21 protein-coding genes are annotated in these 21,987 nt (G+C 57.8%); 2 read left to right on the top strand and 19 right to left on the bottom strand.

All coding sequences use genetic code 11. The features are described 5' to 3' along the window. The first annotated feature begins 101 nt into the window (after positions 1–101). Complete coding sequence (locus FAES_RS11715; protein WP_015331422.1) at positions 102–1,262, top strand: tyrosine-type recombinase/integrase; 1,161 nt, start codon at positions 102–104, stop codon at positions 1,260–1,262. A gap of 28 nt (positions 1,263–1,290) precedes the next feature. After that, on the top strand, positions 1,291–1,758 hold the full coding sequence (locus FAES_RS11710; RefSeq protein ID WP_041257800.1) for a hypothetical protein: 468 nt from the start codon (positions 1,291–1,293) through the stop codon (positions 1,756–1,758). Between the two features lie 606 nt (positions 1,759–2,364). Here the strand turns inward: FAES_RS11710 and FAES_RS11705 are convergent. The 19 genes from FAES_RS11705 to FAES_RS11615 form a co-directional block, all read right to left on the bottom strand. Beyond that, the gene (locus tag FAES_RS11705; RefSeq protein WP_015331421.1) at positions 2,365–3,771 is read right to left on the bottom strand and encodes a hypothetical protein; all 1,407 of its coding nucleotides are present in this window, start codon (positions 3,769–3,771) and stop codon (positions 2,365–2,367) included. Then, entirely contained in the window at positions 3,771–9,002 is a 5,232-nt protein-coding gene (locus FAES_RS11700; protein ID WP_015331420.1) for a hypothetical protein, read from the bottom strand. The genes FAES_RS11705 and FAES_RS11700 overlap by 1 nt, the downstream gene beginning before the upstream one ends. Before the next feature lie 306 nt (positions 9,003–9,308). Further along, complete coding sequence (locus FAES_RS11690) at positions 9,309–9,869, bottom strand: hypothetical protein (protein ID WP_015331419.1); 561 nt, start codon at positions 9,867–9,869, stop codon at positions 9,309–9,311. Continuing rightward, entirely contained in the window at positions 9,860–11,917 is a 2,058-nt protein-coding gene (locus tag FAES_RS11685; RefSeq protein ID WP_015331418.1) for a DUF5977 domain-containing protein, read from the bottom strand. Before FAES_RS11685 ends, FAES_RS11690 begins: the two co-directional genes overlap by 10 nt. After that, on the bottom strand, positions 11,905–12,426 hold the full coding sequence (locus FAES_RS11680; protein ID WP_015331417.1) for a hypothetical protein: 522 nt from the start codon (positions 12,424–12,426) through the stop codon (positions 11,905–11,907). Before FAES_RS11680 ends, FAES_RS11685 begins: the two co-directional genes overlap by 13 nt. After that, positions 12,423–13,274: a hypothetical protein gene (locus FAES_RS11675; RefSeq protein WP_015331416.1), complete on the bottom strand. Its 852-nt coding sequence runs from the start codon at positions 13,272–13,274 to the stop codon at positions 12,423–12,425. The genes FAES_RS11680 and FAES_RS11675 overlap by 4 nt, the downstream gene beginning before the upstream one ends. Further along, positions 13,271–13,498 carry a hypothetical protein gene (locus tag FAES_RS11670; protein ID WP_015331415.1) on the bottom strand — a complete coding sequence of 76 codons (228 nt, stop codon included), beginning with the start codon at positions 13,496–13,498 and terminating at the stop codon, positions 13,271–13,273. Before FAES_RS11670 ends, FAES_RS11675 begins: the two co-directional genes overlap by 4 nt. Then, positions 13,498–13,938 carry a glucosaminidase domain-containing protein gene (locus FAES_RS30380; protein ID WP_158408773.1) on the bottom strand — a complete coding sequence of 147 codons (441 nt, stop codon included), beginning with the start codon at positions 13,936–13,938 and terminating at the stop codon, positions 13,498–13,500. Before FAES_RS30380 ends, FAES_RS11670 begins: the two co-directional genes overlap by 1 nt. Next, the gene (locus tag FAES_RS30375; RefSeq protein WP_158408772.1) at positions 13,872–14,246 is read right to left on the bottom strand and encodes a hypothetical protein; all 375 of its coding nucleotides are present in this window, start codon (positions 14,244–14,246) and stop codon (positions 13,872–13,874) included. Before FAES_RS30375 ends, FAES_RS30380 begins: the two co-directional genes overlap by 67 nt. A 309-nt stretch (positions 14,247–14,555) precedes the next feature. After that, a complete protein-coding gene (locus FAES_RS11655; RefSeq protein ID WP_229364465.1) occupies positions 14,556–14,984 on the bottom strand; it encodes a hypothetical protein in 429 nt (142 codons plus the stop codon). A gap of 56 nt (positions 14,985–15,040) precedes the next feature. Beyond that, entirely contained in the window at positions 15,041–15,844 is an 804-nt protein-coding gene (locus tag FAES_RS11650) for a hypothetical protein (RefSeq protein ID WP_015331412.1), read from the bottom strand. A gap of 26 nt (positions 15,845–15,870) precedes the next feature. After that, the gene (locus FAES_RS11645; protein ID WP_015331411.1) at positions 15,871–16,863 is read right to left on the bottom strand and encodes a DUF6712 family protein; all 993 of its coding nucleotides are present in this window, start codon (positions 16,861–16,863) and stop codon (positions 15,871–15,873) included. Continuing rightward, on the bottom strand, positions 16,860–18,176 hold the full coding sequence (locus FAES_RS11640) for a hypothetical protein (RefSeq protein ID WP_041257795.1): 1,317 nt from the start codon (positions 18,174–18,176) through the stop codon (positions 16,860–16,862). The genes FAES_RS11645 and FAES_RS11640 overlap by 4 nt, the downstream gene beginning before the upstream one ends. 2 nt (positions 18,177–18,178) lie before the next feature. Further along, on the bottom strand, positions 18,179–18,475 hold the full coding sequence (locus FAES_RS11635; RefSeq protein WP_015331410.1) for a hypothetical protein: 297 nt from the start codon (positions 18,473–18,475) through the stop codon (positions 18,179–18,181). 335 nt (positions 18,476–18,810) lie between these two features. Then, positions 18,811–20,370 carry a terminase large subunit domain-containing protein gene (locus FAES_RS11630; RefSeq protein WP_015331408.1) on the bottom strand — a complete coding sequence of 520 codons (1,560 nt, stop codon included), beginning with the start codon at positions 20,368–20,370 and terminating at the stop codon, positions 18,811–18,813. Beyond that, positions 20,363–20,887, bottom strand: a complete 525-nt coding sequence (locus FAES_RS11625; protein WP_015331407.1) for a hypothetical protein — start codon at positions 20,885–20,887, stop codon at positions 20,363–20,365. The genes FAES_RS11630 and FAES_RS11625 overlap by 8 nt, the downstream gene beginning before the upstream one ends. 55 nt (positions 20,888–20,942) lie before the next feature. Continuing rightward, positions 20,943–21,533: an AAA family ATPase gene (locus FAES_RS11620; protein WP_015331406.1), complete on the bottom strand. Its 591-nt coding sequence runs from the start codon at positions 21,531–21,533 to the stop codon at positions 20,943–20,945. Continuing rightward, on the bottom strand, positions 21,530–21,709 hold the full coding sequence (locus FAES_RS29575) for a SymE family type I addiction module toxin (RefSeq protein ID WP_158408771.1): 180 nt from the start codon (positions 21,707–21,709) through the stop codon (positions 21,530–21,532). The genes FAES_RS11620 and FAES_RS29575 overlap by 4 nt, the downstream gene beginning before the upstream one ends. A gap of 70 nt (positions 21,710–21,779) precedes the next feature. Next, complete coding sequence (locus tag FAES_RS11615; protein WP_015331404.1) at positions 21,780–21,986, bottom strand: hypothetical protein; 207 nt, start codon at positions 21,984–21,986, stop codon at positions 21,780–21,782. Position 21,987: the final 1 nt, after the last annotated feature.

Below are 21,987 nucleotides of genomic sequence, written 5' to 3'. Positions count from 1 at the left end.
CGCCCTCAGCAACGCGCTGAGGGCGTTTTTTGCGTTTCAACCGGGCTTCAACACCGCATTTCACGCCCGTATAAGGCTAGTGGTTTCAACCAGACTTCAACATGAAGTACAGCTACAAGCTGCGTTTGAATAAGCATCGTGTCCGTCGTGACGGCACGGCAGCCCTCTTCTTCCAGGTCATTATCGACCGCCGAAAAACCACCCTGGCACTGGACCTTTATTGGCCGGCCACCCACTTCGACGATGACAAGTCGGAAATACTTCCCCGCTCAAAAGGCGATAAGCTGCATGAAGATTATTGTCGACAGATCGAGCGCCGGGCGGGTGAAATCAACGAGGTGTTCATCTGGGCCCGACTGGCCAAGGTCGAGTTGACGATTGAGTTATTCACGCGTGAGTTGGCCTGTTCCGCCAGTCGTGATGATTTCATTGCGTTCTGGAGCCGCGAAGCCGATGAGCGTTTCGAGAAAGGGCTTATCAGTAAGCCAACTCACACGTGCCACAAGTCGAGTTTACAAACGCTCAAAGACTACTGTGGTCAACTGCCCTTCAACACGCTGAATAAAAAGCTACTGACCGAGTACAAGGCCTGGTTGTACCGTCATCCCGACATCAATTCCGGCAATACGGTCTGGAAGAAGCTTCGCGACATGCGGACCTATTGCAACGCAGCCATCGGAGCTGGGTACTTCTTCGACTATCCGTTTAAGGGCTTTGCAATGCCAGCCACTGAAAGCCGTCTGGAGTTTCTGGGGGAGCAGGAATTTCTGGCACTTCGGGACCACTTCTATAGCGATGAACTAAAGCCTGCCCACCTGGTAACTCTCCGGGCCTTTCTGTTCGCCTGTTACACTGGCCTGCGGATTTCTGATCTGAAACGAGTAAGCTGGAAGGAAGTACGGGGTAAGGTGCTCACGTTCAAACCCCTCAAGCGAACAAGGGACATCGTACCACTAATTTCCGTGCCGTTGCATCCTTCAGCCATGAAGTTGATTCCTGAACAGCGTGGCGTACTCATCCCAACAATTGCAGAACAGAACATGAATGAATTGATCAAAGAGGTAGCCGCCAAACTTGGCCTCAGTCAGGCAGTATCATTCCACTGGGCACGGCACACGTTTGCTACCCGGTTCCTTCGGCATGGTGGCCGACTCGAGGTGCTCCAGCAACTGCTCGGTCATAAAAAGATTGAAACGACCATGATCTACGTGCATATAGACGACGACCGCAAACGTGAGGAGATTAACTTACTACCCGAATAACGCAACCACTTAACCAATTACACTATTTATGAAGGAGAATTTAGATGCAGCAAAGTCCATTATCGATTCAGTAGCTTCAAATGTGTGGGGAATGCTATTCAATGCTTTGGTTCTTTTCTTTGGATGGCTCGTAGCTATTTATTTGTTATCACCCTCTTTCTACAAGTACGCTCCTACATATATCTATCTGATTACAGGAGCCACGTTAGCTGCTCAATGGCAGTTTACATTCCTAGCGTTCTTCTTCTTGTTGGCTATATCTGATCAAGATCCATTAGTCTTTAAGAGAAACCTATCAGGGTGGGTAATACCAATGATGACAGCGCTTTTGACTATCTCTATTTTGGGTGTAGGAACATTTACTGCTTACATATATAAAGAACGCTTCCTAACATTGGTGATCTGGTTGTTCGGACCATCGTACATCACACTTACATGCTGTTTTGCCTACGCCGCTTTTTACGAGCTGGTCAAACGATTCTTCAGGAAGAAGTAAGGTCGTTGCATTTTTCAAAGTCGGGAGTCTGCTAATGGGTTTAGCAGACTCTTTGTTTTTTCCCTTAACATAACATCTATTAAAAAACAGCTCTTGCCAGAATCCTACGCCTTGCTTCCCTCCCTGCACCCGTCATCGCTTGTACTTTCCCTAGAATAGCCCCGCGCCTGTTATGTGTTCCGCTGGACGGCTGGTGGTATAAAACCGATCAGCTTTAAACCTGAGCAAAATCAGGCAAAATGATCCCTCAAAAAAAACAACTAAGTATAATTATTATCATACATTTGGCCATTCACTTAACGCTATGCTACCTAAACACACGGCTACACACGATACCTCCTGTCAGATTGATTGGGTAAGCGCCCTGGTCTGGGCCGGTATCCTACTCATATCGGTCACTTTCTGCTATCTGCTGGTCGTAGCGATCTGGCCTTAATGAGGTGATCAACTTTTCTTTTAGTTGGATAAAGCGTATTTCTTAAAGCTTCGGGCTCATTGACCCGAAGCTTTTTTAATGACCTCTACGATCGAATCGGCTCGCTACACGCCAGTAGCGGATAAAAGCCCGCCGATACGAGTCGAGTTACCGAGGCAAAGGCGCAGGCGTCAACCTCTCAATAGACCCACTTCAACGGGAATCAACTGTCGGCCACTGCTCAGCTGGGCCTTCATCGACCCGACCAGGTAGTTGACCCCGCTGATATGTACTTTCTGCCGGAAGGAAAACCGCGCCAGATCGGCGGGCGTCAGGTACACCACTTTGGTGACGGTGAACGTATCGGCCTTGAACTGCTCCAGCTGCCGGTATCCCCGATCGAAGAGGTTATTGGGCCCATGCCAGTAGAGCGACCGATTGCCATGGACAGCCGTGGCGGTTGGCTCCCCATTCACCAGCCCATGCCAGAACAGCAGTTTGGGCGTCGACGGGTTCTTGGTTTCCTTGTTCAGCGGCGAGCTACCCACCTGCGCGGTCATGGCCCTACCCGTACCGGCATCGGTGAGCAGCGTCGACACCCGCGACCGAATCGGTAGCAGGGCACCGCCTTCGGTCACCGTCGTTTCTGAACTCGTGTAGGCTTCAAGGGGCGCGGGGATCGGCTTCAGCAGGGCATCGTTGCTATCTAACTCATACGAAAGCTCCAGGCGGTTCGTCAGATCAGGCGCTTTGGTATGCTGCGGCTGGGCCTTATCGGTCCAGTCGACCACCTGCCCGCCCGTCAGTACCTGCGCGGCGAAGTCCATCGTGCAGACCCGGTTATACACGTCAAACTCCAGATACAGGTTGAACAACTTCCGTAGATCGATCAGCAACTGCGGCATCGTCAGGCCCGGCAGATGGTTGTTGGCGTTGATGGCCGTTAAGCCGTCAAGACTGTAAGTGTTGTACAGCAGCAGCCGCTGAAGATCGGCATCGAGTGTATACTGCCCCTTGAATTGCCAGCCAGTCAACACCCCGAACTGTCCCAAAACCTGTCCCAAAAAGGGCATGGGTACCCTGGCCACCGCGTTGGGCACGCCACCCGTCCATTCGTTCATTAGGCCGTTAAAGCCGGCCACGGCCTGATTCCCGTAGAAGCTTTCGTTGCGGATCGTCGGAAAGGCGTAGGGGTCGACCAGGTGATTGGCGTCAGGGGAGCCACTAACCGGATCGACGCCCAGATTCAGCTGTGACAGGGGCACGTTCTGGCTGTCGCCAAAGATCTCGCCCAGATTTTGCGTAAAATAGACACTATACCCGGACGGCTTCACGTCATGGATCATCACGTACCCCTGCTCGATCAGCTGGCCGGCGAAATACTTCTCGCAACGGAATTTGCGAGCCTGATACCCGACCTGATCTTGGTAGAAGTAACCCAGCAGCCGCCGGTTGGTGGGGGTCGCGGGCAAATCGAACCCATAGACCCGGCTACCCTGTACCGAGTCGAAGGAAAACAGCGGGTTGAAGCGCTCCAGCGTCAGGCTTGTTGAGGGCAGCAGGTCTACCGACTCCCCATCGATGCGAATATCAAGCATTAGGCAAATTCAGATTTTTGAACCACGACGTCGATCTGGTTCTGTACGTTCACGAAGGCCTGGTACGATACCGACAGGTCTTTATCGGCAATCCGGTTCAGCAGCTGCGACTGGTAGTTCTGGGTCTGGTTGGTGTTGTTGACCGCACCCTGTACGCCGTCCAGCCCCTGCTGGGTAGTGGCCTGCAAACTCGTCAGCCCCTGTTTATTGGTTTCGTTCAGCTGGCCCAATGCCTCTTGCGTGGTGGTTTGCAGGCTCGTCATTCCCTGCTTACTGGTTTCGCTAAGTTGGCCGAAACCCTGCTGCGTAGTAGTCTGCAAGCTCGTCAGCCCGCCCGTCAGGTCCGTGGACATCTGTTGCATCGTTATCTGCTGCACCGATCGATTTCGTTCTGCCTCTTTCTCGTTGCTGGCCTGAAGGTCCGACAGGGCCGTCTGCGTACCCGTGTTGAGCATATCAATCGCCACGGTGGTCGACTTCTCCAGCTGCTTGATGTCGGAATTCAGCCCCTGCTTTAGCTCCGTCAGGCTTTGGGTCGTTTGCTGTTTAAGATCGACCAGTTGCCCTTTTAAATCCACGCCCAGCCCACTCAGGCCCGTCGACAGGCTCTTGGTCAGGTTGCCCAGCAACACCTCCAGCGTGCGGATGAGCGTATCGTTGCGTTTGGCCTGCTCCGTGTTCAACTGAAACAGGTATTCCCGCACATCGAGCCTAAACAGGCCCAGCACTTCCATCACCTGCCCCAGATCGTAGGTCTGTTGGAGCGTCATCTTCGCCAGCGCCATATTCGTGTCCAGCAGGGTGAGCGCCGTTGCCCCGGTGTTCTTGCCGATCAGTTCCATCATCGCCTGCGATTGCTTGATCTGCTCATCGGTGACGCTGTCGATCGTCGCGGCGGCACTCTCGGCGGTTTCTTCCGAACCTGACGGCTTATAATCCTGGACCGGCTCCTTATAGCCCCCGCTGTCGTATTCCTCCTCGATCTCGCCCATCCAGCCCCCACCGTCAAACATGACCCCGCCCTTTTGGAAGCGTTGTTTGACGTAATCGCCGTAGCTGCCGCCATCGGAACCGAAGAACCCACCGTCGCGCATGACGGGGGCACCGTTACGGTGCAGCGAGGAATGCATCAGCCCGTCGATAAGCCGACGGTTGTTGCGGTAGGTCGACCGCGACAGCACCATCACCGGCTCACCACCTTCCATTTCGGCCACCTCTTCGCCCGTATCGCGCCGGGTGATGGCCAGGCCTGAGTCACCGTAGCGGTTGCCGTGGCTCGGCCCCTCGACCACGCCGGCATTGCGAACGTACCCACCCCGACGCATCGAGGGCGGTTGCTGGTTTTTGATGATGCCGATCTGGATGCCGGTGGTCACCGCCGCCGCCGCTACCCCGATCAGACCTAGTGGCCAGCCCAGCGTGGCCAGTGATTTGAGCGCGGCCTGCGCCCCGTTGACGATGGCCATCGCGATGTCCAGCTTCTGCTGGTTGCGGAAGGCCTGCACCTGCGCCGCCTTCATTTTATTGTCGGCGTCCTTATTGATCTTATCGACCCCCTTCTCGTACTCGTCTTTGTTGATCAGCCCCCGGTTGTATTTGTCCTTCCAGGCGGCCAGCTGTGAATCGCGCTCGTTCTGGATGTTCTTCAGCTCTTTCTCCAGCTTCATCTGGTTGAGCTTGTTGAGCGCGTTCACGGCCATCAGCGTGTACTCCCCGATCGCGTCGATGGTGGCGATGTTCGATTTCTGCTTTTCGGTCAGCTGCGTTTTTTCCCCCTGAAGTTTTTTGGTCAGGATGTCGGTAAACTCCTTGAAATCGCCCTCCATCAGCGCCTTGATGGCGTTGTAATACTGCTGGTGATTCTGACGGCGGGCCTCGTTTTTCTCCGCCGTCAGGGCCGTTTTATCGTTCTCGTACTTGACATCGTTGGCCGTCAGATTCGCCTTCAGCTGGTCGTCGGTGGCTTTATTGGCCGCTGCCCGTCGATCCGTATCGGCAATGTTGGCATTGTTGTGGGCTACCTGCTCGGCGGCTTCGCGCTCCAGTTTGGCTTTGTTGTAGGTGTACTCCGCATCGAGCCGCAGCTTTTTGGCGTCGTAAATGGCCTGCGCGTTGGTACCCGCCAGCAGCAGCCGCGCGTCGGCATCGGCCACCGTTGCCCGGAACTGGGCATCCTGAAGGGCCGCATCCTCGCGGGCTTTCTTCTGGCGGTACTCCTCCTCGACTTTCTGTTTGTCGGCCACCAGCCGATCGTTGATCTGCTTCAGCAGCGCCGCTTTGTCGGTTTCGTCTTTTACGTCCTTCTCGATCTGGATGCGTTGAGCCGTGGCCACGTCCTCCAGCTTTTGCAGCTTGTCGGCTTTCTCATCGCCCGACAGCTTGATCTTCAGGTCGAGTACCCGTTTGGCCGCTTCCGACTCTTCCTTCTCGTGCTTCAGCCGGTGGTCGGTTTCGATCTTATCCTGGTCCCGGTGCAGCTGCTCGGTCAGGGCTTTTTCCCAGACGGCTTTGGTGGTCTGACTCGCCTTGCTCTTGGCAATGGCGGCCACCTCGTTGTCGTACTTGGATTTGAGGCGGGCCAGGTCCCGTTCCAGATCGTCCTTAATGGCGTTGATACGGGCCTCCTCGGTCTTTCTAATCGCATCGGCCTCGGCTTTGGCGACCTCTTCCGCCTGCCGTTTGGCGGCTTCCTGCGCCTGTTTTAGCTCGGTCTGCCGGTGTTTCTCGGCCTGCGCGGCCTTTTTATCGAGGGCCTTCTGGTCCGACGAGGTGACGATATCAGCCAGTTCGTTGGCAGACTTGGATTCATTCTTGTTTCTGGTGTCCAGGTTTTTTTTGTGATCGTCGGTCTGCTTTTCTTGGCCTTCTTTGAGCTTATCACCGTACCCTTTATTGAAGGCATCCCCAATGCTACCCGCCGCTGACTTTACTTTACTTACCAGCTCGTCCACGTGCAGAAAGGACGAGATGGCCGAACCAACCTGCTTAATCTTCGTGATTGTCGTGTCAATGATCCCTAGAAAACTCGCCAGACTACTGCGGACCGGCTCTAGGGCGGAACTGATCTTACTCAGGCTACCCGAAACAAAAGAACTAACGGCGATAGACAGCGAGTTGAACCACTTAACGCCAACGCCCAGCACGTCCCAAACCAGACCGAGCAGATCGCCGATCCCGTCCAGCACCGGTTTGAGCGGTTCAAGCCCACTGGCGATGAAGTCAACCACCTTGCCCGTCACGTCCGCGATTATGCCGACTCCGGTCTTCATGGCTTCCCACGTACCCGAAATGATTCCGCGCAGGGTGCTACTATTATTATAGAGCGCAATGAATCCCGCCACCAGAATGCCTACAGCGGTAATGACCAAACCAATCGGATTGGCCGTCATGGCGGCATTGAGGAAATTCTGGGCAATGGTCAGGCCGTTGGTTGCAACCGCTTGTGCCGCCTTCAACCCATTCAGAATCGTTGTCTGAGCCCCCTGCAAGCGTTGAGCGATGGTCAGCTTTCCACTTGTGGCAGCTGCCGTTTCTTCGGCAACAGTGGACTCGACCGTTGCCACCGTTGCTGCGGTGTCAGCCAGTGCTTTTCGGGCTGCCATTGCGGCCCGTGCCTTATCAGCGGCTTCGGCCACACTGGAGGCAATAGCGCGGGCTTTATCAGCGGCCGCATTGGCAATGCTGTTCGCGGTGGCCAGAATCAGCGACTGATTGAAGGCAAGAACAGCGATCCCCAGGGCGTAGAAGGAAGTCCGGTTCTCGTCAATAAACTCCGGTACCGCCCGGATGATGTTGACGAACGTGACCACGCCCCGGGTGACGGCCGTCACCGCTGGCAGCAGAGCTTGCCCGATTTCGGTAGCAATCAGATCGAGGGCTTTCTGCGATTTCTCATACTCAGCGGCGGCGTTGCGGTTAACCGTGTTGAACTCCTTTTGCAGGCTGGTACCTTGAGTCATCGCCTCGTTCGCCAGCAGTTGCTTATCCCGGACCAGTTGAGTCTGATCTTTGAGAATCGACATCACTTTAGAGGCCTCCTGACTGGTGATTCCCAATTCTTTCAGCCGTTTCTCAACCTGATCGGTGGGCAGGCCCCGCATACTTTCGGCCAGCTTCAGCAGGAACTCATTCGGATTGGTGTTGATCAGATCGATCATCTGCTGCTCCGTAATACCTAGCTGCTGGGCGAACAGGTCAGTCGCTACGGCGGCCCCCTTCAGAATGTTGGTTAAACCGCCTGACGAGATCTCGGCCGACAGGCCCAACTCCTGGAAGGCCGCGCCTAGTCCCATCGTTTGACTGATCTGCGGGCTCAAATCACCTAGCTGCCCCATACGGGCAGTAAAGTCAGCGATGACCGGCCCGGTGGCCGAGCCACTGGCACCTAGTTCATTGATGGCTGAGCCAATTTTGTTGATAGCCTCACCCGCCTGAAGGTCTTTGGTTTCCTTAAACAGCTTCTGAAGCCCGCCCAGCTTACTGCTGACCTCTTCGGCCCCGCCGCTAAACTCGTCGCCCAGCGCCACGTTAGCCATATCGACGGATTTGACGAAGCCCAGCAGTTCGGTGTTGGCTACGCCCAGCTGCCCGCCAATTTGGGCAATGCCCATCAGGCTCTCCTTCGTCGAGCGGGTATCGATCTTATCGAGTTCTTCGCTCAGGCCCAGCACCTCATCCCGGCTCTGGCCGGTGGCTTTGGCCACGCCCGACATCGAATCTTCGAGTTCGAGCGCCTTTTTGATGCCACCCGCCACGAAGTTGAAGGCCTGCTGAATCAGTTCCGTCGCCGAGAATGCCGCCAGAAAGCCGGTGGCGGCTCCTTTGGCCCGCTCCCACAGGCTGGGCTGCTTCTCGATCTCCTCGTTGGTGGCGCGGGTGGTTGCCCGGTGGTTGGCCAGTAGGGTGTTGACCTCCTGTAGTTCACCGGCCTTTTTCAGGTAGGCTTCGGTGCCAGGCGTGAGCTTGTCGATTTCGGCGGCTAGCTGCTTGTAGTAGCCTTTCAGCTGCTGCACCGTCATCCCCGACACGCCCATCTCCTCGCGGACCTGCTTAATGCTGGCTTCGAGTTCTTTGATCAGCGCCTTATTCTCAGCCCACTCTTTAGTGCCTTTCTCAACCCCTTTCTGGGCTTCTTTGACGTCGTTGAGCTGCTTTTCGAGTTCACCCAACTGGTTGACGACCGGCTTACCGTCGAACTTCAGGGTAAATACAGCTTCCTCTTTGAATTGCATTGTGCTGGTGGATTAGACCAGCAGCGAAAGAATACCCCACCAAGGCGACCTGGTAGGACATAAAAAAGCCCGACCAATGCTGATCGGGCCTGTGTTAGACCAACTGGGCCTGCCTTTCAAGTAAGATATCGTATAACGAATCGGAATCCTCAACCCACCTTTTATACTCCAGGCTGGTCATCCCAAGGTATACGTGAAGCGGCTCTGTCGAGTTGCCATGATGCCACCTATCAATGTAGTCATCAATGTCATCTGGGCGAATTTTCCCACTCAGATAACTGTCCATAAATGAATCCATACCCTAAGTTAAGCAGATTGCTCCAGTTGTTCTTTCATCGCGCGCAGGATCGGCGTCGGCAGCGTCTCCAGCAGCTGGTTGGCCATGTCGTAGATCAGCCGGCCACGTACCGGGTTGTAGAACGCCTTCGCCTTGGATCGGGTGGCGCTCCCCAGATGTAAGCGGTTAACGGCAATACCCCACGCAATGCGGTTGATGGCCCGGCTCTCCGGGATGTGCAGCGTCCGGTACCTGGCTCCCAGCAGATAGCCCGGTACGTACTTGAAGTTGTCCAGGCCAATCTCACGCACATAATCTTCCAGCACCTCGATCGGTGGCATCTTGTTGTAGAGCAGCTTACGCATATCCTTGAAGCGGCCGTACCCGGCAAAGCCCAGCGACATCTCTGCGTATAGATCGCGGCCGATCACCAGCGACTCATGCCGCATCGAGTTCAGCAGATCGCCCGTCAGCACGAAGCCCGCCGCCTGGAGCTTGCGCTGCATGGTGATCTGAGCCTCGGCGACCACCCGGCCCACGATCTCGGTAGCCGCGCTCTCGAACTCCTCCAGCGTCAGATTTAGTACCATGTCGTGCGTAGGTTCAGCACTTCGATAAACAGCCGATCGCCATCGGCCACCGTTTCCCCAACGCCCAGCATGACGTAGCCCATGCCCGCGTTCAGCGGTAACGTCCGGGTGCTGATCAGTACTCCGTTGCGATACACCAGCACCTCACCCACGCCGCCAAAGTCGGCCCGCAGCAGTAGCAGCCAGTTGTGGGGAATGCTCCGAAGCGGCAGCGCCACGTTGTTTTTCGGGTAGCGCCACACATCCGGATTGTTCGGGTCGAGCGCCAGATGCCAGGCATTACCCGCCGCCGGCGTGCCGTCATAATATACCGACAGGTTATCGGGCAGGTTGGTGCGAAAATGGAAATAACCCGGTGGCACCGTCACCACATAATCTTTGGGGTTCAACGCGCAGGAGCCGTACTGATTGGCGTAGGCCTGGGTATCCATTGCCGCCAGCGCCGAGGCCACCCGCGCCGATAGCTGCTCAGCCGTTTCGGCCCCGATGCTGCCCGCCTCCAGGACCAGCGTGGCCGGGCCACCTTCCTTGCCCTCGCCGCAGTTGTTGCGGGCAAAGCGGCCCGTCTGCTCGATGCGGGCGTTAGTAAAGGGCGTGGCCGCGCAGACCGCCGAAGGTACGGGGGCCTGATAGCCTTCCGTACCCGGTACGTTCAATTTCACCCGGCGCGGTTTGACCAGGCTAAAGTCATCGACGTAGCGCTGCTCCAGCTGCACGGCGCCCATCAACCCGGACCGGATGCCCTGCTCGTTGATGAGACAGAACGTATTGACGGGTACCCAGCGCGTGGGCCGGGCGGCGGCGGGCGGCGCGACGGGCAGGGCCGAATACCCAACCTCCGTTTTACCCAGGCCGAAGGTCAGCACCCGACCGGCCAAATCTTCCTCGGCTCCCCGCAGTTCCAGCGCCGTATCACCCGAGGCGGCCAGCGTCAGGGCGACGTACCCTTCCTGACTCACCAGATACACCTCCTCAGCAAACAGCAGTTCGCTCAAATAATCCAGTTCGGCCCCGTCGCGCAGGCCGGTGGCCACCGTCAGGGTACGTTCCCCGCGCCGGTTGAGCTTGACGAACTCCGCCGTGCCGGGCCGGTAATTGGGGTCCAGCGGTCGTTGGATATCGGTTCCCCGCACCAGCAGGCGACGACTAGACGCCCCGGTGCAGCGCAGGGTATCAAACCCGCCGAGCGAGTTGGCCAGCAGCAGATACAACACATTCGGCTGATACTCCCGGTTCACCCAATAGGTACGGACCTCCGATAACCGGGCGTTGGCTTCGTTGGCCAGCCAAACCACGTAGCTCAGCACCACCTTGCCGGTGGCCGCTTCCTTTTCGGGCAGACCCAGCGCCACAAAACCCACCGGCACGCTGTAGACGGTGTACTGCGCCACGTTGGCGGTCTGCATCGGCGTCAGCATCTCGCTCGTGCCATCGGTGTAGGTCACCTCGGCCCGTAAGTGTAGCTCAGTCGGCTTGGGCGTGTAGTTGACCAGGTGATACAGAAATTCGGGCTGGTCGGTTTCCACCCACTTGCGGGCGGGCTGCCAGGTGAGAAACTGCCTCGTTTGACTCAGGTAACTCGTAAAAAAGTCATCCCGCCAACTGGCGAACTGCTCCACCGATAACGCGCCCTTCAGGGCGTATTCCAGCGGCAGGGTCTGTTTCGTATCGGGTACCAGCGTACCGTTTTGCAGAATGCAGGTCTGCACCAGAAACGGCGTGATCAGGCCCGCGCAGGCCACAAAGCCCGCCTGATCAGGCATTGGTGGCGTCCGTTGTAGATCGTCATCAAGGTACACCGCCACGTCGAAAGCGGCCCCCGGATACACCGTCGCCCCAAACTCCTGGCGGGGTGGTACCTCCCGACCGGGCAGGGTAACCAGCTCGGTGAACTCGCCGGAGCCGAAGGTTTTGGGCGTTTCCAGCCGCAGCACATACGACAGGGCGGCCCGATCGGCCAGCGTATCGGGGGCCGCGTCGACCACGTAGGCAATGGGGTTGCGCGAGAACCGCAGGGGCCGAAAGGCGAGCGTCGCTAGATTATCCATGCTTCGGGAAAGAGTAAACGGTTAGCGGGTACGGTCACGTCGACGTCGATGTAATAGCCCTCCAGTTCGACGTTGGCCAGCAGCCCGATCGGGAACATCTTCTGGCCCGGCTGGATCATCAGCTCGAAGGGTTCGCCCAAATCTTCCAACTCCTCGGCGTCGCGGTCAGCCATTGCCCGCAGTCGGCCCAGCAGGTGCAGCAGCAATTTCTGGGTTTCGTTGCGGGCCAGCAGCCCGGCCTGAGCGCCCGGATCATCGGGCTTCATGGCCACCGTCAGGCTGCACAGAAAGGTGAGCGAGTCCAGCCCCGCTCCGTTCGTTTTCGGCTGCGACTCGGCTACCTGTAAAAAGCAGGTGATGCCGGCGTAGTCGTTAGTGTAGTAGGCCTCGATCTCGTTGATGGCCTTTAGCCCGTTAGAGAGGGGCATAAATTTTTCGATAGTCGGCACCAGCTGGACGGCCTCTTCGATGAAGGCCGTCAGGCTGAGCAGGTCCGTGATCGGGGTCATGGGTGTTGGGCTTTTTCGCGTTCCTGGGCCTCCTGCTGGTTCAGCAGATCGTCGAGCAGCGAGGCAAACAGCAGGTGGGCGGGCATGGTACAGACTTTCTCGTAATCGCCGAAGTGGCCGTCTTTGGCCACGTTCTTCAGTAGCATCACCCAGCCCCTTCCGTCTTGGTAGCGGGGTTCGCGGCTTTTGCCAAACAGCTCGCCGTATAGGGCCAGAAAGGCGTTGTTGGAGCGCTCGAAGTAATCCAGCACCAGCATCTTCAGGTTCAGCGGGAGTTTATCCAGCTGCTCGGCGTGGGCCTGCGCGCGGGCCTCGTTGAAGGGCTCGCGCACGTCGCCGTTCCACTCATCGCTGTTCATGAATTTGCGCCAGTCTTTCCGCCGGGGCCGGCACAGGATGGCCACCAACTGGTTCAGCGCCTTCGTCTTGCTATCCACGTCGGTTACACCATCTTCAGGTGGGGCCGCAAACTCCAGATAGGCCATGTTAGCGGCGGCCAGATCGGCCCCGGTGGTGTCGGCCATATCGGCGGCGGGCAGGTGGTAGTTGACCCCGCCGCACTCAAACGACATCAGGGGCGGTTTACCTTCCGGGGCGGTGTTGAACAGCCAGGCGAATTGCTGCCGCAACTGGCCCCACTGCCAGGGGGTAATAATCAGGTCACGCCACACGCGCGGACTCATGCCCAGCCACACCCGGCAGGCGGCGGCCTGGTGCTCGACGGTATCAAACGAGCCATCCGCTTTGAGGCGGGGGCATAGGATCAGCTGCACGTACTGCTCCGTGGTCAGTTCGGCCCAGTTTTCGGCAACCCGGTAGGCTTTCGAGCCAAATTCAATGGTTTTCATAGCTTCGGTTGGGCGGGATCGGGTTCGCTGCGCGGGCGAACGGGCTTGCCCGATTCCAATTCTTTACGTTGTTCCTCGCGGATTTCGAGCCGGTACACCCGTCGATCCACGTCGTCGATCTTTTTGAGCCGTTCCTGGAAATACTGCCAAGCAAAAGCGGCCAGGCCGAAACTAACGACCTGGCCGGTTAGGGTAGCAATAAGGTTGCTGTACTTCTCAAGCATCAGACTAGCGATTGGATGCGTTTCAGTTTCTGAAAGGCCAAAGCTAGCTTCCCCCCGTAGCTGGGGTTAGGACAGAACCGCCGGCAGATGTGGGCCAGGTACTCGGCCCGGCTGGCGATGCTATACTTGCGGATCGTGGCCGCTTCGTAATCGCCGTAATCGTCGAACGAAGCCAGTTGCCCAGCGTACCGGCAGTAGCCATCGGCAGATACCGACGTGTAGTAGCCCCGCCCGTTTTTCTTCATGCCAAACAGGTTGTGGCCGTGCCTGGCTAACGCCACCGGCGACCACCAGTAGCCCGTCTCGACGGCGCTGATCGCCCACGCCACGTCGGGGTAACGGTACCCCTGGCGACTGATCAGCCGCCAGTAGGTCAGATGAGTTTGAACTTCGCGGCTACGAACACCGCCACGCTCACCCGCCACAGCCAGTTCTCCCACCGCGCTGCGCGCAACTTCGTCCGGGTTTCGTCGGTATGGGCCTGGGCCTGCTGGCCGATGTTCTGTTTGGCCTGCTGCTGGCGATTGATCTGCTCGATCTGCCGGTCTTTCTGGTCGACCAACCGCCCCAGCGCCACGATCGACGAGTCTTTCAGGACAATCGTGGCCCGGCTCGAAAGGGCCTCGGCTTTGTAGCGGAGCGCCAGCCGCGCGCCCTCCTCGGTGAGCAGAATCGTTTTGGGTGGCACCTCGACGGGGCGGAGCCGTTTGAGGCTGTCGTACACCGCCACGCCGGTTGGGTTCGTCATTGAACTGGCGATCAACTTCACGCTGCAACTCATCCCCAGACAACCGATCAATACGATCTTTCTCGCGGTTGAGGTCGCCGCGAAGCGCCTTGAGTTCTGACTCATAAACCTTCAGTTTAGTGTAGACTTCGTAATTCAGCTGGCCCTGCTGATTGAGGTTTTTGTAGTACGTGGTCGAGTCGAACCCCGCCGTGGCCGGACGTTTGGGGGCCGCTGCCTTTGGGCCGGACAGGACGTAGTAGCCCACGCCAACCAGCAGCAGCAGCGCGATCACGATCACCCCCACGCCATTTTCATCGAAGAATTTTTTCATGTTTCAGGAATGAAGCGGACGATATGCCGCACGATGGACTTAGGCCGCGGGATGTTGGCGTACACGCCCTGCCGGTTGTTGCCAGCGGTGGTGTTGGCTCCGTTGGCCACGAAAATGCGGACGCGGGGATCGGGTGGCCAGTGCTTCAGCAGTTCGGCGTGGGACCAGATCGTGTAAGTGATCACGTCCGCCGGCAGCGGCGTCTGCCCTTTCTTCAGGTGCCGCGCCCGGACGTTGTTGAAGGCGGCCACTGCCGTCCAGGAGCCTTTGCCCATCGGCACCTTGCACTGGATGAAGACCCACGCCACAAACGCCGCGCAGTAGGGCTTGGCTTTCGCGGCCATACGCTCCGGGTGCTTGATGCCACAGGCCCGAAAGTATTCATTGATCTGCGGGTGGTCGTTGTTGTTGGTCTTCTCCTGCACGAAGGTTTGCCCCTCGGCGGTTTCCAGCACGCAGGTACGTACCCGGTTGAGGGAGTCTACGCGTACAGTGCCTGGTAGTAGCTGGCAAAGACCTGCATGAACGTATAGAACAAGCCCAGCAAGCAGGCCAAGACCACCCAGGCGGGGGCTTCGTGGATGAGGGATTCGAGCGACCGCTCCGAATCGACGCGATTGTGCCATATGCGGTAGAATTGAGGAAAGCAGAAACGAATGAAAAAGACCGATACCAGGAACGTGGCGAAGGTGAGCGTGAAGGCCAGCAGCCCGCGCAGGGGCGCGTTGACCAGCATCGACTGGCCGATAGCGTTCATGGGGTCCTGGGCGATGGGCTGACCGACCAGGTACGTTGCGCCCAGAAAGGCCAGAAACAGCCCGATAATGAGCCAGATGGCGTTGCCCGTCGAAATGGGGCGCGGGGCGGGTTTCGTATCGGCTTCGGCGACGGTGGCCGGATCGATCAGGTTCAGCTCGACGCCCAGCCGGGTGGCTTCGGCCTCCGCCGCGCGGGCCTTGCGTAGATACTCCTTCGCCCGCCCTTCGTCCGGGCTGGTCCGGGCAATCTCGCGCCAGTCGGCGGCATCTTCCAGCAGCGCCGCCCGCTGGTCGACTTTCTCCTGCCGGGCGGTGGCTTCGGCCTGCTGGCGTTTCTGGGCGGCTTCGGCCCGGCGTTGGTTGAGCGCCTCCAGCTGCTGGGCGATCTCGTTTTCTTCGGCCGACACTTCGGTCAGTTGCGCTTCGGCATCAGGGCCGGGGATTTCCTCGGGGTGCTCGACCGTGAACGGCGAAGGACGGAGGGTGTTCTGACGGGCTACCACGTCGGTTTTGGGGGTGTTTTTCATGGTTAAAAAGAGGAAGATTGTCTATGTCAGCGCATCCGAAACACGCTCTTGTACTTGGCGTTATCCGGGAACGCGTTGGGGCCGGGGGCCGCGTAGCTGCTACTGGTTTTATACAGCGGGTAGGCGGCGGCGTTGGCGGTCAGAAACGATTTGAGGCTGTTGAGGCCCGCCGCTGCCTGCCCATCGGCCCGGCGCTGCGCTTCAGCCAGTTCGTGGCCCGTCACGGCCTTCTGGTTGTAGATGCCATCGAAATCCGAGAGCAGCCGCAGCTGCCCGCCGGGGGTCTGCACCACGTTGAGGTTGTAAAGCGCTTCGGCATAGGCCACCGTGGCCACCGCCTTACCGACCTTTTCCAGCAGATCGGCCTCCGCCGTCGAGAGATTGCCCGTCAGCTGGGCGGCTTTCAGGGCGTCGAACTGGGCCTTACCCAGCAATGATTTGATGCCCACGCGCTCGGCTTCGGCCAGGTACGTTTTCAGCGAGGTGTACAGCCGGTAGCTGCCTGCGGTCTGGGGCAGGTACGTGGTCAGTTCGGTGGCGTTGCCGATAAACAGGCTCCGCGCGGCGTGGTAGCTGGCCGAGTTTTTCCAGGTGGGGTACTGCTCCACGAAGGTGAACAGCTGCACCAGCACCTGCTCAATGGCTTTGGAGGCATTCTCCGCCGTTTCCCGCCGCCGTAGATCGAGCACGCCCATCCTGACGGGCTTGGTAGCATCGGTGCCCTGCTCCTGCATCCCGTTGTCGCCGTCGTTGCCGATCGCGTAGGGCAGATACTTCTGGTAGGCGTAGAAGGCCAGCGCTTTCTGGGTCAACTCCAGCAGCAGCCGGTTCACGGGCGTCAGCGCGTTTGTTGCCAGCTGCGTCTGTAGCTCAGTGAGCATTTCCGGGCCGAGCGCCGGGGCGATGTACTCGTACTGCGCCAACTCCAGATAGGGTAAGATAAAATCCCAGGTGGTGGCCTTGTTGATGGCCCGCCCCAAATAGCGTTTTAGCTGGGTGATGTCGTTGATCAGCGTCATTTCTGGGCGGGTTTAGACGGTTTGTTATCCGGTTCGGTCGCCCCGCCACCAGAGCCGGTCTGCTTGGTCGACGAACCGGACTTTTCCTTGTCGAGCGTTTCGAGCAGGATGTTGTTGAAGCCGAAATACACGTCGGCAGGCAGGCCTAATTCGGGCTTGATGAGCCGGTTCCAGTAGCTCTCGATCGCCTGCCGCTCGCGCGGGGTGCGGTAGAACTGCTGGTATTCGGCCGACACGCGCAGTTCGGAGCCTGAGCCGCCTAATTGTTTGCCGTCCGTTACGCCGGCCAGCCCGGAGAGAATGCCCGACGCATTGGCGAAGGCGGTCACCGCCATTTGGTACAGCTCGGTGTACTCCTTGCCCGTCAGCTGGGTTTTGATCTCCTCGAACTGAATCCAGGGCGTCATCTTACCATCACTACCGATGGCGCACTCGTCGAAAATGACCCGGCGTTCGCCTTCCGCGCCGCTTAGCAGGCTTTCAACCTGATCGTAGAATTTCTCCCGGAACTCGGCTTTCGACTCGTCGCTATCGCCGCCGAACTTGGTAAAAAAGTCCTCGGCGACCCGGCAGATACGCGAGGCGTTGTACTCAGTATCCAGCCCGTTGTTGTGGAAGGTCGGCACCCGGTTGGCCAGCTTGATCCACTCCGCTGCCGCCCACCAGATTGGGAACCCGTAGTAGAACTGGCCACTCTGCCGCCGTTTGATCTGATGCAGCGTTTCGGGCGCGGTGAGCGTGTCCGCCGTCAGGGCGGGGACGGGCACGATGTCTTTTGCCTTGGCATTTTTCCAGTCGGGAGCCAGCAGCCAGGTATCGACGAACCCTTTGGTGGCCACCACCGCCCGCACCGTCAGGCTGTCACGCATCGAGAGGGTAAGCGTGCTGCCTTCCCGGCTATGGTTAACGAAGGCGTTGCCCGTCTCGACCAGGTACGTTAGCTGGGTGTTGACCAGCTCCTGAAGGTCGTTAACCACCTCGAACGCCTGAATCTTGGCGTCGGTGTACGGCTCCCGGATGAGTTTTCCCTTCTCGGTGCGGTGCTTGAACCAGCCGCAGCCCGCCCCGTAGAGGAAGTCGGCCCGCGTCTGCACCAGGTTCATTACGTCGCCGTTGCTGCGGTAGAGGTCGACCATCTGGTTGACCAGCTGGTTGTCGCTTCCCCAGGGGTAAATCTTGTAGGCCGTGCCCTGCACGGAGCGTTTATTGGTACCCGCGACTGAGTTACCGTCTTTTTGCCCTTCGTTGGGTTGGGCAATGGCGCTGGGCCGAATGGTGAGCAGCTTTACGCCACCTTGTTTCGTTGCCGTCATCTCTAAAATCGGTGGTCGATGCGCTGACCGTTGAATGTGACAAGCAGGGGAATGTGCAACTCGAACTGCCGCCCGGAGGCCTCCACCAGATGCAGCTTTCCGGCCTGCCGGTTCTCCTGCTGGATGCTGGTGAGGTCTTTCTTGCCGCCCGGCTGCTGGCCCGCCTGCCGCCGCACGCCGGCTTTTTGGCCGAAGCTGCCGTCCGCTTTGCGGTAGGTCAGGCTGAAGTAGGGCGAGTGGCCCGACAGGCCCGACGCCCGGTAGCTGGTCAGCACTTGTGAGAGATAGATTGCGCTCATTGTCCCCGTTTTGGTGGTACAATGATCGGTTTGGTCCCTTCGCGCGGGTAGGACGCAACTAGATGGGTGGGCATTCTGGACTTTTTCCGGTCTGCTCCCAAACCTCAGCCGTGGCCCTCAGGTAGTTGCACCCAAAACCGGGGCTACTTTTTCCGGTTGTCTCACTTCGCAGGCCCGCGCTGTAGCGAAACAGGCGATCGCCAAAACGAAAAAATGAATATATGCCGGGCGTGTGGGGCGGGGTAACGATACACGCCATACACGTCGGCCACTGCCTGGCGCGGGGTGGCGCTGGGCAGTGGCCGATGGGATGAGCGTTCCGGGCTGAGTTGGCCTTAGCGGATGGTGATACCGCCCTGACGGTTGCCGCCGCTGGTGACGTATTGGCCGAAGCGCTTATACAGCAGATAATCGAAGCAGTCGCTCAGGTGCGTCGCATACTGCTGCGGCAAGGCTTTGTTCTGCTCCGAGGCTTTGATCTTCTGGTATGTGCTGCCATCCACAGGGGCTGACTGTAGGCTAATCAGCAGGGACTTACAACGGGTGTGGTTGATCCTGATCTTGGGGATGCGTGTGTTGGTTTCCTGGAGCAAGCCATTGATAACACGATACCGAACAGGATACGAAGGATAAGATGATTGAACCTTATCAATAACGGTCCAGCCTTTGGCTTTGAGTGTAGCCTTGACTAATTGAAAGTAGGTGCGCGTTCGGCCAGGGTCGTTCTTATTGCCACCGTTGTCGCCATAGATGTTGACCACTTTCTTTTTGTGAGCCTGGTACTTATCGGCAAAGGTGGTAGCCAGTTTCTCCACGAGGGTTTCCGTAGCATTGGTTACCCATAGTTCATCGACCAGCCGGTATTCCGAGCGATGGTCCTGTCCCACGATCAGGGAAGTAAAGGCCGCGTTAAAATCCCATGAGGTGTCCAGTTCTTTAGTTGGATCGTAGTCGGTACGGTCCGAGACATACAGCCGCTTCTCCTCGTCGAACTGGTAGCCATAGCCCTCATTGTAGACGTGCCTAGCGGTATCCAGGGCATGGTAAAAGCCCCGCCCTACCGTTGTGAGGCGTTGGTTCAGGATCTCCATATTAAACGTTAGCTCGTCACCGCAGGCCTCGCGCTGATCCTCGATGAAGGAGCCCGGCAGAAAGTCCAGGTTATCGTAGGCCGTCGACTGCATGAAGAAGTACTTACTGGGATTCTGGGGCATCAGCTCCTCGGTCTTGAATATCCAGTTACCCTGGGGCGTCCAGGGTACACTGGTGTAGTCCGTAATGAGCCAGTGCAGCGGGTGGTTGAAGCCTTTGCGGCCGGGACGGGGATCGCGGTAGATGGATTTGTTGGCCCGCACTGTGGGCCGCAGCACCTTGTTGTAAAACTCCTCCTTGATGGTGGCGCTCTCGTCGATGTACAGCTGATCGAAGTTGGCACCCCGAATGGTTTCGGGCCGATCGGCTGAGACAAACTGCACGGTGTAGCCGTTGGCAAAGACCAGGCAGTTATCGTAGGTCCGCACCGTGTTGAGCGCATTGCGCCAGTGATCGGGCGGGCGGCGGTTGATTACGTACTGCCCGAACCCGGTTTTAGAGTTGTACTCGTACAGGCCGTGTTCTTCAAATACAGCCGATGCCTGGCTAAGAATGATGTCCTGCACCTGCCGGAAGGTCAGGCCCGCCAGGCCTGCTTTCGCGCGGGGCAGCTGAAAGGCCGATTCGGCAATCAGGTGCTGGAGGACCCTGCTTTTTCCTGACGCCCGCCCACCCTGGAACGTAGCCCGAAAGCCACTTTGGTAGGCCTGCCCGTTCTTGACAAAATCAGCCTGGTTACCCGTTACGGACTGATGAAACAGCAGCTGCTTCGAGTTGAGCCGGATGATCGCCTCCTTACTCATTGGTTGGGCTCTCCGGGCCGTAGTTGTTTACCGTGACATTGTTCTGCACGTATTTGGCGACCCGCGCGGGCATTAGCTCGTCGATCGACATCGGGATCTCGTCGACGTGCAGCTTGGTGAGCTTGGCAATCTCGCGGGTGGCGGCAATGATGGCCTCGGCGTTCTTGTCTTTCACGGCCAGGCTCATGGCCACGTACAGCGTTTCAATCAGGATTTTGGTGGTACCGGCTTTGTCGATGTCCTCCACTTTGCCGTAGAGTTTGGTCGACTCGCTCATGATCTGGTAGGCCTGCGAGTACTTGATACTGTATTCCTGCATGAGCATCGAGACGCACTGCTGGGGCGAGAACAGCTTGCAGCGCCAGGCAAAGGCTTTGCGATACTTCTCTAGCATCAATTCCTCTTTGGGCGTCAGGTGCGTCTGGTGCAGCAAGTGATCCCGGAACTTGTCGAGCTTTTCGGCCTTTTTTTGGTCGCTGGACTTGTCGGGTAGTTGGGGAGAAGGGACGGGCAGCATAAAAAAACGAGGTACCTGCCAAAATTGACAGGTACCTCGTTAGCAGGGTAGGACGTTAGACCGACTCGCCAGCATCGGCAAACAGGCTCTGTCCGCTCGGATTGCTGATGGCTTTCATGGCATTCATCCGCATTTCCGACTCACCGTCCACGTCGTGATGCGGATGCAGCTGCGTTCCCTCGTCAAAGAAATGCGCCCAGCTGCGTTTGAGCTTTCGACCACGCTCATTGTGCTTGTCGAGCGCGAAGTCAGGTATCTCCAGCATCCTGAAGGGGTGGGTGAGCCATGCCCAGATAAGCGTCCAGTCGATCATACGCGACTTTCTGGCGCGGCACAGCAGCAGCACCGCGTGCGTCAGAAACAGCCGCTGAGGCTCGTTTTTGTCCTCCTTCTTTTTGGCCTGTTCCTGATGCATCCGGTAGAGCGCCCAAATCTGCGCGGGCATTCCCGGCTCAGCCAGCCCAATATCTTCGCTGCACATGATCCGCAGCCGCTTCCAGGCGTATTCCACGAACCCCGAATCGTATAGCTCCACCGCCCAGAATAGCGCTTCCTGCTCCCGATCCCGACGGATGCACTTTTGCATGGCACTGCTGACCTCGTAGAAATCGTACCCCTTCTTTGTCTTTATCTCGTACTTGCTCATAGCTCAAATTGATGGATGATGATTTTACCGTTTTCGATTGTTACCACGACCTGTTGGCCGATCTCAAACCCGGCCTGGGTCATCCACTGGCCAGCCAGTTGCAGGGCTGGGAACCACACCAATTGGCGGCGGGCATTTTTGCGCGTCATTGCGCCGATTTTTCGTTTACTTTGCATCGTCTGAATTGGAAGTGAACATCCTAGCTTAGACTGAGGGCCGGTGTCGTAAGCACCGGCCCTCATTTGTTTAGAACAGGCTCACCTGAGCCACGTTGATCGTTTTCTTCCGCATCCCCGATCGGATGTTCATCCACGCATCACGCAGGCATTCACCGAAGAACAGCCAGATGCGTTTCTTCCACAGGCGATGCGCCTCCCTCATCACGTGCCGCAGCAGCGTTTTCTTCTTGGTCATTTTCGGGTTCTCAAATTTCCGGGGCTTGCGGATGTACATC

Origin of the sequence: Fibrella aestuarina BUZ 2, assembly GCF_000331105.1 — a bacterium.
GTDB classification, from domain to species: domain Bacteria; phylum Bacteroidota; class Bacteroidia; order Cytophagales; family Spirosomataceae; genus Fibrella; species Fibrella aestuarina.
The sequence above is the reverse complement of the archived record's forward strand: the minus strand, read 5'-3'. Positions and strand labels throughout refer to the sequence as shown.

Excerpts from the sequence above, each read along its gene's own strand:
- FAES_RS11710 (WP_041257800.1), top strand. The coding sequence starts at position 1,291 with ATGAAGGAGAATTTAGATGCAGCAAAGTCCATTATCGATTCAGTAGCT.
- FAES_RS11705 (WP_015331421.1), bottom strand. The coding sequence starts at position 3,771 with ATGCTTGATATTCGCATCGATGGGGAGTCGGTAGACCTGCTGCCCTCA.
- FAES_RS11650 (WP_015331412.1), bottom strand. The coding sequence starts at position 15,844 with ATGAAAAACACCCCCAAAACCGACGTGGTAGCCCGTCAGAACACCCTC.
- FAES_RS11715 (WP_015331422.1), top strand. The coding sequence starts at position 102 with ATGAAGTACAGCTACAAGCTGCGTTTGAATAAGCATCGTGTCCGTCGT.
- FAES_RS30375 (WP_158408772.1), bottom strand. The coding sequence starts at position 14,246 with ATGACGAACCCAACCGGCGTGGCGGTGTACGACAGCCTCAAACGGCTC.
- FAES_RS11625 (WP_015331407.1), bottom strand. The coding sequence starts at position 20,887 with ATGCTGCCCGTCCCTTCTCCCCAACTACCCGACAAGTCCAGCGACCAA.
- FAES_RS11670 (WP_015331415.1), bottom strand. The coding sequence starts at position 13,498 with ATGCTTGAGAAGTACAGCAACCTTATTGCTACCCTAACCGGCCAGGTC.
- FAES_RS11685 (WP_015331418.1), bottom strand. The coding sequence starts at position 11,917 with ATGGATAATCTAGCGACGCTCGCCTTTCGGCCCCTGCGGTTCTCGCGC.
- FAES_RS11700 (WP_015331420.1), bottom strand. The coding sequence starts at position 9,002 with ATGCAATTCAAAGAGGAAGCTGTATTTACCCTGAAGTTCGACGGTAAG.
- FAES_RS11645 (WP_015331411.1), bottom strand. The coding sequence starts at position 16,863 with ATGACGCTGATCAACGACATCACCCAGCTAAAACGCTATTTGGGGCGG.
- FAES_RS11620 (WP_015331406.1), bottom strand. The coding sequence starts at position 21,533 with ATGAGCAAGTACGAGATAAAGACAAAGAAGGGGTACGATTTCTACGAG.
- FAES_RS11640 (WP_041257795.1), bottom strand. The coding sequence starts at position 18,176 with ATGACGGCAACGAAACAAGGTGGCGTAAAGCTGCTCACCATTCGGCCC.
- FAES_RS11630 (WP_015331408.1), bottom strand. The coding sequence starts at position 20,370 with ATGAGTAAGGAGGCGATCATCCGGCTCAACTCGAAGCAGCTGCTGTTT.
- FAES_RS29575 (WP_158408771.1), bottom strand. The coding sequence starts at position 21,709 with ATGCAAAGTAAACGAAAAATCGGCGCAATGACGCGCAAAAATGCCCGC.
- FAES_RS11690 (WP_015331419.1), bottom strand. The coding sequence starts at position 9,869 with ATGGTACTAAATCTGACGCTGGAGGAGTTCGAGAGCGCGGCTACCGAG.
- FAES_RS11615 (WP_015331404.1), bottom strand. The coding sequence starts at position 21,986 with ATGTACATCCGCAAGCCCCGGAAATTTGAGAACCCGAAAATGACCAAG.
- FAES_RS11635 (WP_015331410.1), bottom strand. The coding sequence starts at position 18,475 with ATGAGCGCAATCTATCTCTCACAAGTGCTGACCAGCTACCGGGCGTCG.
- FAES_RS11680 (WP_015331417.1), bottom strand. The coding sequence starts at position 12,426 with ATGACCCCGATCACGGACCTGCTCAGCCTGACGGCCTTCATCGAAGAG.
- FAES_RS11675 (WP_015331416.1), bottom strand. The coding sequence starts at position 13,274 with ATGAAAACCATTGAATTTGGCTCGAAAGCCTACCGGGTTGCCGAAAAC.